Below are 15,162 nucleotides of genomic sequence, written 5' to 3' on the forward strand. Positions count from 1 at the left end.
GCCGCCGCTGAAGCTCTGACCAGCAGGTTCTCACCATGCGGGCCGTTCCGTATCGCACCTCGATACGGGACGGCCCGTCTGCTTATCCTTGCCGACATGCTGACCCTCACCCAGGCCCTGTACGACCAGCTCGTGGCGCACGCCCGCGCCGACCACCCCGACGAGGCGTGCGGTGTGGTCGCGGGCCCGGCCGGCACCGGCCGCCCCGAGCGCTTCATCCCGATGCTGAACGCGGCCCGCTCGCCCACGTTCTACGAGTTCGACTCGCAGGACCTCCTCAAGCTCTACCGCGACCTCGACGACCGCGACGAGGAGCCGGTGATCGTCTACCACTCCCACACCGCGACCGAGGCCTACCCCTCCCGCACCGACGTGACGTACGCCAACGAGCCCGGCGCGCACTACGTCCTGGTGTCGACGGCGGACACGGACGGCGCGGGCGAGTTCCAGTTCCGCTCCTACCGCATCGTGGACGGCGTGATCACTGAGGAAGATGTAAGGGTCGTAGAGGCCTACTGACGAATACGCGTACGGGCGGATTTCGCGCATACTGTGCATGCGCGCGTTCTGTCCGTGCGCACGGCCGCCGGCTGTGCGCACCTTCGCCGTCCGTGCGCACCTTCGATCACGGGGCGGCAGGACCCAGGAAGCCGGTGCGAATCCGGCACGGTCCCGCCACTGTGACCGGCGCCGAGGACACCCCTCGGCGCCGGAAGCCAGGAACTGGCCTGCCGCCTTCTCCCATCGACAGGGGACGTGGAAATCCCCTTGGAGGAGCTCGGCCATGCTCTGGCGCCGCGCGGCACTCGCCGCCGCCCTGCTGTTCCCGCTCGCCGCGTGCACCTCGCCCGCGCGACCCGAGGCCGCGGGCGGTCCCGCCCCCGGCTTCCCGTACACGGTCACCAACTGCGGGGTGACGACGACATACACCGCGCCCCCGAAGCGGGCGGTGACGATGAACCAGCACGCCACCGAGGTGATGCTGGAGCTGGGCCTCGTCAAGTCCCTCGCCGGGACCGCCTACTTGGACGACAAGGTGCTGTCGAAGTACGCGGCGGACTACCGCACGGTCCCGGTCCTGGCCGCCGCATACCCCTCCTACGAGAAGCTCCTGTCCGTCAACCCGGACTACGTCTACGGCGGTTACGCCTCCGCCTTCGCCGCGAACGAGGGCCGCGGCCGCGAAGCCCTCGCCAAGAGCGGCATCAACTCCCGTCTCAACGTGGAGAACTGCCCCAAGGGCGCGGCGACCACGATGAACGACGTGTACGAGGAGGTCCGCGAGGTCGGCCGCACCTTCGGCGTGCCCGACCGGGCGGAAAGCTGGGTGAAGGCGGCCGAGGCCACCAACGCGAAAGTGGCCCGCACGGGCGCGCCGCCGGTGCCGGTCTTCGTCTACGACAGCGGCGACGCGACGGCGTTCACCCTCGGCGGCAAGGGCATCGGCAACGACATCGTGACGCGGGCGGGCGGCCGCAACGTCGTCGCGGACGACCTCAGGACGAAGTCGTTCGGCGACGCGAGCTGGGAGAACGTGGTGGCCCGCGCCCCCGAGACCATCCTGATCCTGGACTACGGCGGCACGAGCGTGGAGGCCAAGAAGAAGCGCCTGCGCGACGACCCGGCCCTGGCGTCCGTCCCCGCCGTCAAGAACAACCGGTTCGCGGTCCTGCCCCTGTCCGACATGGTGACGGGCGTTCGGGCGCCGGACGCGGTGGCGAAGCTGGCGACACAGCTCTCCGCGACGGCGGGGGCGGGGGCGGGGGCGTGAACGAGCTCCCGAACACGGGCTCACCGCGCACCGCAGCTCTCCGCGACGGCGGGGGCGGGAACGGGGGAGTGAGGGAGCCCCTGAACACGGGCTCACCGCGACGCACACCGAGCGGGGCGGCGCAGAGCCACGGTGAGCCGGATCGGGGCCCAAGAGGCGCGGCCGTGACCCCGCGCCTGCGCTACCCCGCGCTGCTCGGCGGACTCACCCTCGTGCTCCTGGCCGCGGCCACCGCCGGGCTCGCGCTCGGCTCGGTGCGGATACCGGCCGGCGATGTCCTGGCCATCGTCACCGGCGCCGCCGAACCCGGCCCGTACCGCACGATCGTCCTGGAGGTCCGGGCACCCCGCGTCGTGCTCGGCGCGGTCACCGGCGCCGGGCTCGCCGTCATCGGCACCACCCTCCAGGCCCTCGTCCGCAACCCCCTCGCCGACCCGTTCCTGCTCGGCGTCTCCAGCGGCGCGTCCGCCGGAGCCGTCGCCGTCATCGTCCTCGGAGCCGGCGCGGGCCTCGCCACCACCGTCGCCCTGCCCGCCGCCGCCTTCGCGGGCGCGCTCGCCGCCCTCGTCCTCGTCTACGCCCTCGCCCGGCGCGCCGGCTCGATGACCGGCGGCCGCCTGGTCCTCGCCGGGGTCGCCGTCTCCTACGTCCTGTCGGCGCTCACCAGCCTGATCCTCGTCACCTCCGCCCGCGCCGAGCACGTACAGGAAGTGCTGCACTGGACGCTCGGCGGACTCGGCGGCGCCCGCTGGTCCATGCTCGCCCTGCCCGCCACCGCCCTCGTCCTCGGCACCCTCGTCCTGATCACCCTGGCCCGCCCCCTGGACCTGCTGCTCGTCGGCGAGGAGGGCGCCACCGTGCTCGGCCTCGACGCGGGCCGCTTCCGCGCCGCCGCCTTCGTCCTCACCTCCCTGCTCACCGGTGTCCTCGTCGCGTACACCGGGGCGATCGGCTTCGTCGGCCTGATGGTTCCGCACGCCGCCCGCATGGCCGTCGGCGCCGCCCACCGCACCCTGCTCCCCGTCGCGGCACTCGGCGGCGCCGCCTTCCTCGTCGTCGCCGACCTCGCCGCCCGCACCGTCGCCGCACCCCAGGACATACCCGTCGGCGTGCTCACCGCGCTCACCGGCGGCCCGTTCTTCCTGTGGATGCTGCGCGGCCGCGGCGCCCGCACGGAAGGCGGCCCGGCATGACGACCCTGCGCGCCGAGTCGCGGCGCGGAAGGCGGCCCCGCACGACGTCCCTGAGCACCGAGTCGCCGCGCGGCGCCCGCACGGAAAGCGCCCCCGCATGACGACCCTGCGCGCCGAGTCCCTCACGTACACCACGCCCCAGGGCCGCACCCTCCTGCACGACATCACCCTGGACGCCGCCGACGGCGAGACCATCGGCCTGGTCGGCCCCAACGGCAGCGGCAAGACCACCCTGCTCCGCTGCGTCTACGCCACGCTGCGTCCCACCACCGGACGCGTCCTGCTGGACGGCGCCGATCTGCACGCCCTGCCGGCCAAGGCCCGCGCCCGCCGCATAGCGACCGTCCCGCAGGACGCCGACGCCGGCGGCATCGAACTGAGCGTGCGCGAGATCGTCGCCATGGGCCGCTCCCCGCACCACCGCTTCTGGGAGGCCGACACCGCCGCCGACCGCGCCCTCGTACGCGAAGCCCTCGCCCGCGTCGGCATCGCGGACCTCGCCGGCCGCCCCTTCCCGTCCCTGTCCGGCGGCGAGCGCCAGCGCGCCCTGGTCGCCCGCGCCCTCGTCCAGCAGCCGGACGTCGTCGTCCTGGACGAGCCGACCAACCACCTCGACATCCGCTACCAGCTCGAAGTCCTGTCCCTGGTCCGGGAGTTGGGCACGGTCAACCTCCTGGCCCTGCACGACCTGAACCTCGCCGCGTACTACTGCGACCGCGTCTGCGTCCTCGCCGCGGGCCGGATCGTCGCGGCGGGCCCGCCCGCGGAGGTCCTCACCGCGGAGCTGCTGCGCGCGGTGTACGAGGTCGACGCCGAGGTGAACATCCACCCGGCCACCGGCGCCCCCACCATCGTCTACCTGCCGCCGACCACCGTCACGACCACATGCTGAGCAAGGTCCATCCAGTATGCGAGATCACATTCCGGGAAGCGGACCGGGAATCTATACGATGACCCCATGGTTTCGAACGACGTGAGCGACGAGACGCCGAGCAGTGGCCCCGCCCTGCTGCTCGTGGCGCGGCTGCACGTCGACCTGTGCCGCCTCGCCAGCGCGATCTGTACGGCCCGCGCCGCCGCCCTCTGACGCCGCGGCGCCCCGCACCGAAGAACCAACGCACCACCCGCACGCCCCAGGGCGCGCGGTGCGCGGACCCGGGCCGCGCCCCCTGCCTCTCCCTTCCGACGTCCTTCCGATCAGGAGCCCACGCCATGGCCATCGAGGTCCGCATCCCGACCATCCTCCGCACCTACACCGACGGCGCCAAGGCGGTCGAGGGCAACGGCGCCACCCTCGCCGACCTGTTCCACGACCTCGACGCCCGGCACACCGGCATCCGCGAGCGCATCGTGGACGGCGACAACCTGCGCCGCTTCGTGAACGTGTACCTCAACGACGAGGACGTCCGCTTCCTCGACGGCATCGACACCAAGCTGGCCGACGGCGACAACGTCACGATCCTCCCCGCGGTCGCGGGCGGCGCTGTCTGACATGCGCTACGACTCCGCTCTCGCCGCGGTCGGCAACACCCCGCTGGTCCGCCTGCCGCGCCTGTCGCCCTCGGACGACGTGCGGATCTGGGCCAAGCTGGAGGACCGCAACCCGACCGGCTCCATCAAGGACCGGCCGGCGCTCCACATGGTCGAACAGGCCGAGAAGGACGGCCGGTTGACGCCGGGCTGCACCATTCTCGAACCGACCAGCGGCAACACCGGCATCTCGCTCGCGATGGCGGCGAAGCTCAAGGGCTATCGCATCGTGTGCGTGATGCCGGAGAACACCTCGCAGGAGCGCCGCGACCTGCTCGCGATGTGGGGCGCCGAGATCGTGCCGTCCCCGGCGGCGGGCGGCTCCAACACGGCCGTACGGGTCGCGAAGGAGCTGGCCGAGCAGAACCCGACCTGGGTGATGCTCTACCAGTACGGAAACCCGGACAACGCGGGCGCCCACTACGCCACCACGGGCCCCGAGATCCTCACCGACCTGCCCTCCATCACGCACTTCGTGGCGGGCCTCGGCACCACCGGAACGCTGATGGGCGTCGGCCGCTACCTGCGCGAAAACGTCCCCGGCATCCAGATCGTCGCCGCCGAACCCCGCTACGACGACCTGGTCTACGGCCTGCGCAACCTCGACGAGGGCTTCGTACCCGAGCTGTACGACGCCTCCGTCCTCACCACGCGCTTCTCCGTCGGCTCGGCCGACGCGGTGACCCGCACCCGTGAACTCCTCCAGGAGGAGGGCATCTTCGCGGGCGTCTCCACGGGCGCCGCGCTGCACGCGGCGATCGGCGTGGGCAAGAAGGCCGTCAAGGCGGGCACCCCCGCCGACATCGTCTTCGTCGTGGCCGACGGCGGCTGGAAGTACCTGTCGACCGGCGTCTACACGGCCCCGACGACGGAGGCCGCGATCGAGACCCTGCACGGCCAGCTCTGGGCCTGAGGTCCGCCGCCCCGCATCGCGGGTGGGACGTGGGCGCCTGCAACCGGTCCTGCTTCGGTGGACGGGACCGGGGTCGCCTCACCCTGCCAGGTGGCGGACCTGGTCCCACAGGGCCGGGTCCACCACGCCCACCCGGCGCCGGAACGCCCACACCCCGACCTCACGCAGCTCGTCCGTCTCCAGGAAACTGGGCCGGCCCTGCGCGTCGGACACCGTGCCCGGCGGCAGCGGAATGACCCCGGCGCGCTCGTCGTGGTACTTGCTGGTGATCTTCGCGACGGTCACCGCGTCGCCCCGCACCCGCAACACCAGACACGGCCGGTCCTTGGCGCCCGGGACATCCTCGTAAGGCACCTCGGCCCACCAGATCTCCGCCGCCCTGGGAGCCTTCAGCTCCTTGGGTGCCCCGGATGTCCTGAGCGCCTTGGGTGCCCTGGCTGCTTTCGGTGACCGGCCTGCGGCCCGCCCCGCCCCGGCCGGACGCCCCGGCGGCCGCGTCCGCCCACCCGCACCCCGCCGCGAACGCCCCGGCCGGCGCCGCGAACGCCCCCGCCCGTCGACGAGCGTCGCCACCAGCGCGAGCGCCACCACGGCGCCGAGCGCCAGCCACCACGACGTGTCCATACCGCAGACGGTACCGGCGCACCCATCCGAGCCGCGCGCTCCTCGACCTCGAACCCCTGTACTGACTTCGGCCCGGCCCCGCCCCACGTCCGTACACCTGCACCCTTGGCGCTACGGGGGAAGAGTGGTCTTGGCGGTGACTTCCCCCACAACGGCCCGCTCCAAAGGAGCGAGGCGCCTTGGCGCGCCTTACGCTCGACGCACCGCAAGCCCTTACCCGCGGTCGCCCCCCGCCCCGCCCGCCCCGCAGCGACAGGCTTCGCCTGGCCCCTCTGTTCCGGAGGTTCACGCTCCATGAAGCTCACCGTCGTCGGCTGCTCCGGGTCGTTCCCGTCCGCGGAATCGGCCTGCTCCAGCTACCTCCTTGAGGCAGACGGCTTCCGGTTGCTCCTCGACATGGGCAACGGGGCCCTCGGTGAGCTGCAGCGCCACATCGGTCTGTACGACCTCGACGCGATCTTCCTGTCGCATCTGCACGCCGACCACTGCATCGACATGTGCGGCTACTTCGTCGCCCGCTACTACCGCCACGAGGGCGGCCGCTGCGCCCCCATGCCGGTGTACGCGCCGGAGGGCGCCGAGCAGCGCCTGACCACCGCGTACGCGGACACGCCCTCCGCCTCCTCGATGAGCGAGGTCTTCGACTTCCACACCCTGAAGCCGGGCTCCTTCGACATCGGCCCCTTCTCGGTACGCACGGAACGGGTCTGCCACCCCGTCGAGGCGTATGCCATCCGCGTCGAGCACGCCGGGCGCTCCCTCACGTACTCCGGCGACACCGGCCCCTGCGCGGCCCTCGACGAACTGGCCGAGGGCGCCGACCTGTTCCTGTGCGAGGCGTCCTTCACGTACGGCAAGGAGGACATCCCGGCGCTCCACCTCAACGGCCGCGAAGCCGGCGAACACGCCGCGCGCGCCGGCGCCGGCCGCCTGGTCCTCACCCACATCCCGCCGTGGACGGACGGCGAGGTCAACCTGGCGGACGCCCGCGCGGCCTACTCCGGCCCGACGGAACTGGCCGCGCCGGGCGCGGTGTACGAGATCTGACCCGGTCACCCCGCTCACGGGAAAGGCCCCCGGAACCGTTCGGTTCCGGGGGCCTTCGGGTGCTGCGCGCAGGCTTACGCCTTCGTGAGGTCCTCGACCTCTTCCTCGGGCTCGCGGCCCGGGGTGGTGAGGTTGAACTTCGTGATGGCGAAGCGGAACAGGACGTAGTAGATGGCTGCGAAGACAAGACCGATGGGAATGATCAGCCACGGCTTGGTGGCGAGGTTCCAGTTGAGCAGGTAGTCGATCGCGCCTGCCGAGAAGGTGAAGCCGGCGTGCACGCCCAGCGCCCAGGTGACGAGCATGGACAGCGCCGTCAGGACCGCGTGGATCACGTAGAGCAGCGGCGCGATGAACATGAACGAGAACTCGATCGGCTCGGTCACGCCGGTGACGAACGAGGTCAGGGCGAGCGAGATCATCATGCCCATCACGGCCTTGCGGCGCTCGGGACGAGCAGCGTGCGCGATGGCGAGCGCGGCGGCCGGGAGGCCGAACATCATGATCGGGAAGAAGCCCGACATGAACTGTCCGGCGGACGGGTCATGCGCGAAGAAGCGGGTCAGGTCACCGTGGACGACGGTGCCGTCCGGCTTCGTGAAGTCGCCGATCTGGAACCAGGAGACGGTGTTGACGAACTGGTGCATGCCGATGGGCAGCAGACCGCGGTTGATCAGACCGAAGAGACCCGCACCCACCGCGCCGAGGCCGGTGATCCACTCGCCCAGGTTGGTGATGACCTGACCGATGGGCTTCCAGCCGATGGCGGCCAGAACGCCGAGCGCGGTGCCGACGAAGGCCATGATGATCGGGACGAGGCGGCGGCCGTTGAAGAAGCCGAGCCAGTCGACCAGCTTGGTGCGGTGGAACCGCTGCCACAGCACGGCGCTCAGCAGGCCGAGGATGATGCCGCCGAGGACGCCCGGGTTCTGGAAGGTGGCCGCGGTGACCACGCCGTCCTTCAGGTAGGCGCCGCCGAAGAGGCCGGTGCTGGTGTACTCGGCGCCGTCCATGCGGACCGGGAACTGGTGGATCACGGCGTAGTACGTCATGAAGCCCACCACCGCGGCGAGCGCGGTCGAGCCGTCGGCCTTCTTGGCGAAGCCGATCGCCACGCCTATGCAGAAGAGCAGCGGCAGGCCGAACGAGGCGTCGAGCAGAGCGCCGCCGGCGCCCGCGAAGACCTTGGCGACTTTGTCCCAGCCGAGACCGTCAGGACCGAACACATCGGGCTGCCCGAGCCGCAGCAGAATGCCCGCGGCGGGCAGCACGGCGATCGGCAGCTGCAAGCTGCGGCCGACCTTCTGCAGACCCTGGAACAGGCCGGAGCCCCGCTTCTTCGCGGGCGCCGCCGTAGCGGTGGCCGTACTCATCAACATCCTCCAGTAGGGCAAGGCGCCGCCCGGGGACATGGGAAAATACGGGGGGACGGCGGCGTCTCAGGGGAACGCGGTCAAGCCCGCGTGGTCTACACCAATGAGTGGTGTAGACCAGTTGTAGCACGGTGTGGGTTAGATAAGGAACCTTCGTTTTTTGTGGGCTGAGCCATACCCGGCCATCAGGCCCGGACCGACGCGCAGCCGTGACCTGTTCGTTGTCCGAACGGGCCGTCAGAACATGCCGAAGGCCCCCGGACCGGGAGTCCGAGGGCCTGGCGGAACGGCGAGGAAGGACCCTGGCCGAAGCGGCTGCTACGCCTTGATGTTCTCCTCTTCCAGCTCCTCGGCGTCCGGCTCCCGCCCCGGCGTCTGCAAGTTGAACTTGGTGATCGCGAAGCGGAAGAGCGCGTAGTAGACGACGGCGAAGCACAACCCGATCGGAATGATCAGCCAGGGCTTCGTCGCGAGGCTCCAGTTGATGGCGTAGTCGATCAAACCGGCCGAGAAGCTGAAGCCGTCCTTGACGCCGAGCCCCCAGCTCACCGCCATCGAAACACCGGTGAGCACCGCGTGGATCGCGTACAGCAGCGGCGCGATGAAGACGAAGGAGTACTCGATCGGCTCGGTGATGCCGGTGACGAACGAGGTCAGACCGACCGACAGCATCATGCCGCCCACCTCCTTGCGGCGGTGCGGCTTGGCGCAGTGCGCGATCGCGAGCGCCGCCGCCGGCAGCGCGAACATCATGATCGGGAAGAAGCCGGTCTGGAACTGGCCGGCCGTCGGGTCGCCCGCCAGGAAGCGTGGGATGTCGCCGTGCACGACCGTGCCGTCGGGCTTGGTGAAGTCGCCGAACTGGAACCAGACGAAGGTGTTCAGGAACTGGTGCAGGCCGATCACGAGCAGCGCGCGGTTGGCGACACCGAAGATGCCGGACCCGAGCGCGCCCAGGTCCACGAGCCACTTGCTGAAGCTGGTCAGCGCGTCACCGACCGGCGGCCACACGAACAGGCACAGCACCGAGAACACGATCGCGATCCCGGCCATGATGATCGGCACGAGACGGCGCCCGTTGAAGAACCCCAGCCAGTCCACCAGCTTCGTCCGGTGGAAACGCTGCCAGAAGTACGCGGTCAGCAGCCCCATCACGATGCCGCCGAACACTCCGGGATTCTGGTAGGTGGCGAGGACCGCGGTGCCGTCCTTGGCCACGCACGCACCGGCCGTGAGCGTCGAACCGGCGGCGCAGTCCTTCGGGAACTGGAGCAGGACCCCGTAGTAGACGAGGAAGCCGGCGACCGCCGCGAGCGCGGTCGACCCGTCCGCCTTCTTCGCCATGCCGATGGAGACACCCACGCAGAACAGCAGCGGCAGCCCGAGCGAACCGTTGAGCAGCGCGCCTCCCGCGCCGGCGAACACCTTCGCCACGTCGTTCCAGCCGAGCCCGGTCTTGCCGAACATGTCGTCCTGGCCGAACCGGTTGAGGATGCCCGCCGCGGGCAGTACGGCGATCGGCAGCTGGAGGCTGCGGCCCATCTTCTGCATCCCCTGGAACAGGCCGTTCCACCACTTGGGCTGGGGCGCTGCGGCCGGCGCTGCGGCCGCACTGCTGGTGCTCATCGGCAACCTCCAGGCTTGCGGAACAAGCCCGCTCGGACGGTCGTTGCACACTGGTGTAGACCAGTTGCGGTATCGTCCGGAGAGGCCCCTCGCGGGACATGGCTCCGGTGATCGCCATCCTTGGCCAGGCAGAATGCGCCCGCGCGCATAGCTGGGCCAAACGTGGGTTACCGTGACAAAGCGGACCTACCGTGGGCCGACACAGCGTTCTTCAGAACCAGGAGAGACACATGGCCAGCAAGGCTGAGAAGATCGTCGCCGGCCTCGGCGGTATCGAGAACATCGAAGAGGTCGAGGGCTGCATCACGCGCCTGCGCACCGAGGTCATCGACCCGAGCAAGGTCGACGAGGCCGCGCTGAAGGCCGCCGGCGCCCACGGCGTCGTCAAGATGGGCACGGCCATCCAGGTCGTCATCGGCACCGACGCGGACCCCATCGCCGCGGACATCGAAGACATGATGTGAGTCGCTGAACCCACACCGCCAGGGCCGGCCCCCCACGGGGCCGGCCCTTCGCGTTCGCCCACGCCCAGTCGCGTACACGGGCGGCCGCGCCTTCGCGTACGCGTACACGCGGGACCCGCGCCTTCGCGTACACGGACGGGGAAGGGGATCCGGGGCACGGACGGGGAAGGGGATCCGGGGCACGGACGGGGAAGGGGATCCGGGGCACGGACGGGGACGGGGATCCGGGGCGCGGACGGGGAAGGGGATCCGGGGCACGGACGGGGAAGGGGATCCGGGGAATCCGCACCACCCGAATCGCCTAGGCTCTCGACCATGGATCGAATCGACGGCCGCACCCCCGAACAGCTCCGCCCCGTCACCATCGAACGCGGATGGAGCAAGCACGCCGAGGGCTCCGTCCTCGTCTCGTTCGGCGACACCAAAGTCTTCTGCACCGCCTCCTTCAGCGAAGGCGTCCCGCGCTGGCGCAAGGGCAGCGGCGAAGGCTGGGTCACCGCCGAATACTCCATGCTGCCCCGCTCCACCAACACCCGCGGCGACCGCGAATCCGTCCGCGGCAAGATCGGCGGCCGCACCCACGAAATCTCCCGCCTGATCGGCCGCTCCCTGCGCGCCGTCATCGACTACAAGGCGCTCGGCGAGAACACCATCGTCCTGGACTGCGACGTCCTCCAGGCAGACGGCGGCACCCGCACCGCCGCCATCACCGGCGCCTACGTCGCCCTCGCCGACGCCGTCACCTGGGCCCAGGGCAAGAAGCTCATCAAGCACGGCCGCCGCCCCCTGACCGGCACCGTCTCCGCCGTCTCCGTCGGCATCGTCGACGGCGCCCCTCTCCTCGACCTCTGCTACGAGGAAGACGTACGCGCCGAAACCGACATGAACGTCGTCTGCACCGGCGACGGCCGCTTCGTCGAAGTCCAGGGCACCGCCGAGGCCGAGCCCTTCGACCGCAAGGAGCTCAACGCCCTCCTCGACCTCGCCACCGGAGGCTGTGCCGACCTCGCCGCCCTCCAGCTCCGCGCCCTGGCGGCCGCGTCCGCAGAACAGCCCGGAGCGTAACGAGGCAACCACGGGGGACGCTCCCCGCGTCACCACGACTACGGGCGTACGGGCCAACCGTGCGCCCGTCCGTCACCCCCGGAAGCCCAGGGAGCTCACCGGAAGCCCACCGGAGCCCACCCGAGCCCACCGGAGCCCAGCGGAAGACCTTGGGGGAGGACCCGTACGATGCGCCGAACCCCGCTCTCCTCCGCCGTCGCCACCGCCACCGCCACCGCGACCGCGACCGTGGCCATCACCATCACCATCACCGTCATCATCACCGTCACCGCGGGCTGCGGAGCCATCGACAAGGCGATCGACTGCGTCAACACCGCCCAGGCCATCGGGGCCGCCGTCGACAACCTCGGCAAGGCGGTCGGCAACGCCACGGACAACCCCGCTCAGGCCGATCAGGCCCTGAACGACATCGACACGCAGCTGTCGACGCTGAAGAGCAAGACCGGAAACGCCGACCTCTCCAAGGCGGTCGACCACCTCAACAAGGCGGTGGACAACGTCCGTTCAGCCCTCAAGGACGGCGACGACACCCCCGACATCAGCGGCGTCACGGAAGCAGCCAACGAAATAGGCAAGGTCTGCACCCCGTAAACACGCCGTAGCACCCCGTAAGCCGGCCGGCACCCCCGCGCCCCGACGCGTCACCCCACCGCCCCAGGTCACCCCGCCCGGCCCCCGATACTGGTGGACATGACCCGCCTGATCCTCGCCACCCGCAACGCCGGCAAAGTCACCGAACTCCACGCCATCCTCGCCGCCGCAGGCCTGCCCCACGAACTCGTGGGCGCCGACGCCTACCCCGAGATCCCCGACGTCAAGGAAACCGGCGTCACCTTCGCCGGGAACGCCCTCCTCAAGGCCCACGCCCTCGCCCAGGCCACCGGACTGCCCGCCGTCGCCGACGACTCCGGCCTCTGCGTCGACGTCCTCAACGGCGCCCCCGGCATCTTCTCGGCCCGCTGGTCCGGCACCCACGGCGACGACCGGGCCAACCTCGACCTCCTGCTCGCCCAGCTCGCCGACATCGGCGACGAACACCGCGCGGCCCACTTCGCCTGCGCCGCGGCCCTCGCCCTGCCCGACGGCACGGAACGCGTCGTCGAGGGCCGCCTCCTCGGCACCCTGCGCCACACCCCCGTCGGCACGGGCGGCTTCGGCTACGACCCGATCCTCCAGCCCGAGGGCGAGACCCGCACGTGCGCGGAGCTGACGGCGGCCGAGAAGAACGCGATCAGCCATCGCGGGCAGGCGTTTCGGGCGTTGGTACCGGTGGTGCGGGAGCTGGTGGGCTGAACAGATGGCGAAGGCCCGGCACCTTCGTTTCGAAGGTGCCGGGCCTTTTCTGCCTGTGGGCCCGGTGGGACTTGAACCCACGACGCGCCGGATCTAAACCGGCGTCCTCTAGCCAGCTGGGATACGGGCCCCGGCGCTGCCCACTCTACTGGGCGGCACCCGGCGGTTGGAAAAGGTACCGGTCTGGCTGTGGCAGGACGGACACAGGTAGCGCAGGTTTTCCCGCCGGTTGTCGAGGCGGTCACCGTTGATGTGGTCGATCTCCAGGACGAGCCGTTTGCCTTGCCATGTGTCGCCCACGCCGCAGGCCTCGCACACGTGGGCAATCTCCAAGTCGTCGAGCGCGCGCCGAAGCTGCGCCGTGCCGGTGCGGGCGGAGCCCGACGTGAGTCGCACCAGGATGTCGCTCGCAGATTTACGCACCTCGGACGGGACGCCGCGGCGGTGGCCCTGACCGAGGAAATGGTCGGTGCGGATGCCATGCACGTCCAGGCTGCGCTTGAGGCGGGCCCGGCTTCCGCCGTTGTCGGTGATGCCGAGCTGCTTCAGCACTCCCGCGAGGCTCTGCGAGGACGCAACGGCGGGCGAGAGCGCCTCGCGGGGCAGGAGGTGGGGCACGTTTCTGCGTCCGCCGATGAAGTGGGAGGTATCGATGCCGAACCGGTCGAGCTTCTTGCGTATGTGCCCGTACGGGCAGTCGCGTGGAGAGAAACCCATGTACTCGATCACTTCCCGGATGCTGTGCGACTGGGCGGCCGCCTCCGCGAGCAACTCCTTCGGATAGGAACGGCGAGCCCGTTCAGGCAGCGACTCTTCAACGAAGTGTGAGGTGTTGATGCCGTAGTGCCTGAGCCTCTCGCCGAGATAACGCAGAGGCCGACTGCCCAACGGGGCGTCGAGCCTTCTCAGCATGTCGACCAAACTGCTGGACACGCCTGCCGTGTGCACGAGCAGGTCGCGGGGGTACTTCGGGGAGCTCACGATGTTTGTACCCGCCGCTTGCGGCCCCGATAAGTGTCCGTCACCGCATGGCAGTTGGGGCAGAGGAGCCGAAGGTTTTCCGGTCGGTTGTCCCACCAGTCACCGTTGATGTGGTCGACTTCGAGTTGCAGCGGCCTGCCGTTCCTCTCGGGCCCGGTGCCGCACATCGTGCACCGCTCCTCGACTCCTTTGACCCGGAGCGCGCGCCGCAAACGGCGGCCCGGGATCCTGCCGTCCTCGGGCTCGCGCAGGCTGAGGGGATCGCCGAGTGAACCTTTCGGACGGCCTCGGCGGGTGCGGGTGAAATGGCTGGTGTCGATTCCCAGTACAGCCAGGCGCCTGCCGATGTGGGCCTGGTTCCCACCGACTTGGCTGATGCCCAAGTGGCGTATGACGTCCTTGATGTTGTTCGACACCGCCACGGCCGCTCGCAGGCGTTCTTCCGTATGCCGAACCTGCTGCGTGGTGAAGTGTGAAATGTCGATCCCCGCCTCGGCCATCCGCCGCCGGAGATAGCGCCTGCTGCCGGGGGTAGCTTTACCCCCGCACCAGCGGACCGCGTCGTCTATGTGGCGGGTTTTGCGCGCTGCCTCAGCGAGCAGCTCGGGGGTGTACCTGACCGCCATGCCATCCTCCGTCCCGGCCACCCGTTCGCGGCCTCGTACGGAGTAACGAACCGAATAGCGGACAGTCACACCCGAAATGCGGAACGAGCCCTGCCGCTTGAGGAAGGGCAGGGGCCGTTCGGGACGTCCGGGGTGCTGGGCCGGGGCGGAGTCAGACGCCCAGGTCCTTGATGATCTTGGCTACGTGGCCCGTCGCCTTCACGTTGTACAGGGCGCGCTCCACCTTCCCGTCCTCGTCCACGACCACCGTCGAGCGGATGACCCCGGTCACCGTCTTGCCGTACAGCTTCTTCTCGCCGTACGCCCCGTACGCCTCCAGGACCTCCTTCGAGGGGTCGCCGACCAGCGTGACCTTCAGGGACTCCTTCTCGCGGAACTTCGCGAGCTTCTCCGGCTTGTCGGGGGAGACGCCGATGACGTCGTACCCGGCGCCGGTGAGCAGCTCCAGGTTGTCCGTGAAGTCGCACGCCTGCTTGGTGCAGCCGGGGGTGAGGGCGGCCGGGTAGAAGTACACGATGACCTTGCGGCCCTTGTGGGCGGCGAGCGAGACCTCGTTGCCGTCGGCGTCGGGCAGGGTGAAGGCGGGCGCGGTGTCGCCGGGCTGAAGTCGCTCGCTCATGGATTCCTCCGGAAGGACCTGAAAATCAGGGGGGTGG

The 15,162-nt window shown here is 70.3% G+C and carries 18 protein-coding genes, 1 tRNA gene and 1 riboswitch; of the genes, 12 read left to right on the top strand and 7 right to left on the bottom strand.

The features are described 5' to 3' along the window. Window positions 1–96 precede the first annotated feature (96 nt). From AB0D31_RS01365 to AB0D31_RS01395, 7 genes are all read left to right on the top strand, one after another. Entirely contained in the window at window positions 97–519 is a 423-nt protein-coding gene (locus AB0D31_RS01365; RefSeq protein ID WP_362715354.1) for a M67 family metallopeptidase, read from the top strand. A gap of 77 nt (window positions 520–596) precedes the next feature. Next, a riboswitch (cobalamin riboswitch) is annotated at window positions 597–747 on the top strand. A gap of 37 nt (window positions 748–784) precedes the next feature. Beyond that, a complete protein-coding gene (locus AB0D31_RS01370) occupies window positions 785–1,771 on the top strand; it encodes an ABC transporter substrate-binding protein (protein ID WP_362715357.1) in 987 nt (328 codons plus the stop codon). Window positions 1,772–1,935: 164 nt separating this feature from the next. Then, window positions 1,936–2,964 (top strand): iron ABC transporter permease, encoded by a 1,029-nt coding sequence (locus AB0D31_RS01375; protein WP_362715360.1) that lies wholly within the window; start codon window positions 1,936–1,938, stop codon window positions 2,962–2,964. 97 nt (window positions 2,965–3,061) lie between these two features. Next, entirely contained in the window at window positions 3,062–3,856 is a 795-nt protein-coding gene (locus AB0D31_RS01380; RefSeq protein WP_362715363.1) for an ABC transporter ATP-binding protein, read from the top strand. 66 nt (window positions 3,857–3,922) lie between these two features. Continuing rightward, window positions 3,923–4,051 (top strand): putative leader peptide, encoded by a 129-nt coding sequence (locus tag AB0D31_RS01385; RefSeq protein ID WP_362715365.1) that lies wholly within the window; start codon window positions 3,923–3,925, stop codon window positions 4,049–4,051. Between the two features lie 125 nt (window positions 4,052–4,176). Beyond that, entirely contained in the window at window positions 4,177–4,455 is a 279-nt protein-coding gene (locus AB0D31_RS01390) for a MoaD/ThiS family protein (protein ID WP_362715367.1), read from the top strand. A gap of 1 nt (window position 4,456) precedes the next feature. Next, window positions 4,457–5,407 (top strand): cysteine synthase, encoded by a 951-nt coding sequence (locus tag AB0D31_RS01395; protein ID WP_362715370.1) that lies wholly within the window; start codon window positions 4,457–4,459, stop codon window positions 5,405–5,407. 78 nt (window positions 5,408–5,485) lie between these two features. Here AB0D31_RS01395 and AB0D31_RS01400 read toward each other — a convergent pair whose 3' ends face one another. Beyond that, entirely contained in the window at window positions 5,486–6,031 is a 546-nt protein-coding gene (locus tag AB0D31_RS01400; RefSeq protein ID WP_362715372.1) for a type II toxin-antitoxin system PemK/MazF family toxin, read from the bottom strand. 294 nt (window positions 6,032–6,325) lie between these two features. Between AB0D31_RS01400 and AB0D31_RS01405 the strand changes: the two genes are divergently transcribed. After that, entirely contained in the window at window positions 6,326–7,078 is a 753-nt protein-coding gene (locus tag AB0D31_RS01405) for an MBL fold metallo-hydrolase (protein WP_362715374.1), read from the top strand. Window positions 7,079–7,152: 74 nt separating this feature from the next. Here the strand turns inward: AB0D31_RS01405 and AB0D31_RS01410 are convergent, their stop codons facing one another. Both AB0D31_RS01410 and AB0D31_RS01415 read right to left on the bottom strand, forming a co-directional pair. Continuing rightward, window positions 7,153–8,451: a PTS transporter subunit EIIC gene (locus tag AB0D31_RS01410; RefSeq protein ID WP_362715377.1), complete on the bottom strand. Its 1,299-nt coding sequence runs from the start codon at window positions 8,449–8,451 to the stop codon at window positions 7,153–7,155. Window positions 8,452–8,769: 318 nt separating this feature from the next. Further along, the gene (locus AB0D31_RS01415) at window positions 8,770–10,077 is read right to left on the bottom strand and encodes a PTS transporter subunit EIIC (RefSeq protein ID WP_362715379.1); all 1,308 of its coding nucleotides are present in this window, start codon (window positions 10,075–10,077) and stop codon (window positions 8,770–8,772) included. A gap of 230 nt (window positions 10,078–10,307) precedes the next feature. Between AB0D31_RS01415 and AB0D31_RS01420 the strand changes: the two genes are divergently transcribed. The 4 genes from AB0D31_RS01420 to rdgB all read left to right on the top strand — a co-directional run bounded on the left by AB0D31_RS01420 (window position 10,308) and on the right by rdgB (window position 12,899). Next, on the top strand, window positions 10,308–10,541 hold the full coding sequence (locus AB0D31_RS01420) for a PTS glucose/sucrose transporter subunit IIB (RefSeq protein ID WP_018517946.1): 234 nt from the start codon (window positions 10,308–10,310) through the stop codon (window positions 10,539–10,541). Between the two features lie 315 nt (window positions 10,542–10,856). Then, window positions 10,857–11,606, top strand: coding sequence for a ribonuclease PH (gene rph, locus AB0D31_RS01425; RefSeq protein ID WP_362715382.1), 750 nt, complete (start codon window positions 10,857–10,859; stop codon window positions 11,604–11,606). Window positions 11,607–11,774: 168 nt separating this feature from the next. Continuing rightward, entirely contained in the window at window positions 11,775–12,197 is a 423-nt protein-coding gene (locus AB0D31_RS01430) for a hypothetical protein (RefSeq protein WP_362715385.1), read from the top strand. Window positions 12,198–12,296: 99 nt separating this feature from the next. Continuing rightward, window positions 12,297–12,899, top strand: coding sequence for an RdgB/HAM1 family non-canonical purine NTP pyrophosphatase (gene rdgB / locus AB0D31_RS01435; protein ID WP_362715387.1), 603 nt, complete (start codon window positions 12,297–12,299; stop codon window positions 12,897–12,899). A gap of 56 nt (window positions 12,900–12,955) precedes the next feature. Here rdgB and AB0D31_RS01440 read toward each other — a convergent pair. The 4 genes from AB0D31_RS01440 to bcp form a co-directional block, all read right to left on the bottom strand. Further along, window positions 12,956–13,030 (bottom strand) — tRNA-Leu (locus AB0D31_RS01440). Continuing rightward, window positions 13,008–13,811 carry an HNH endonuclease gene (locus tag AB0D31_RS01445; RefSeq protein WP_362715797.1) on the bottom strand — a complete coding sequence of 268 codons (804 nt, stop codon included), beginning with the start codon at window positions 13,809–13,811 and terminating at the stop codon, window positions 13,008–13,010. Before AB0D31_RS01445 ends, AB0D31_RS01440 begins: the two co-directional genes overlap by 23 nt. 65 nt (window positions 13,812–13,876) lie before the next feature. After that, a complete protein-coding gene (locus tag AB0D31_RS01450) occupies window positions 13,877–14,506 on the bottom strand; it encodes an HNH endonuclease signature motif containing protein (protein WP_362715390.1) in 630 nt (209 codons plus the stop codon). A gap of 151 nt (window positions 14,507–14,657) precedes the next feature. After that, window positions 14,658–15,125, bottom strand: a complete 468-nt coding sequence (gene bcp, locus AB0D31_RS01455; protein WP_362715392.1) for a thioredoxin-dependent thiol peroxidase — start codon at window positions 15,123–15,125, stop codon at window positions 14,658–14,660. Window positions 15,126–15,162 lie beyond the last annotated feature (37 nt).

This window comes from Streptomyces sp. NPDC048361 (assembly GCF_040651795.1).
Classification (GTDB): domain Bacteria; phylum Actinomycetota; class Actinomycetes; order Streptomycetales; family Streptomycetaceae; genus Streptomyces.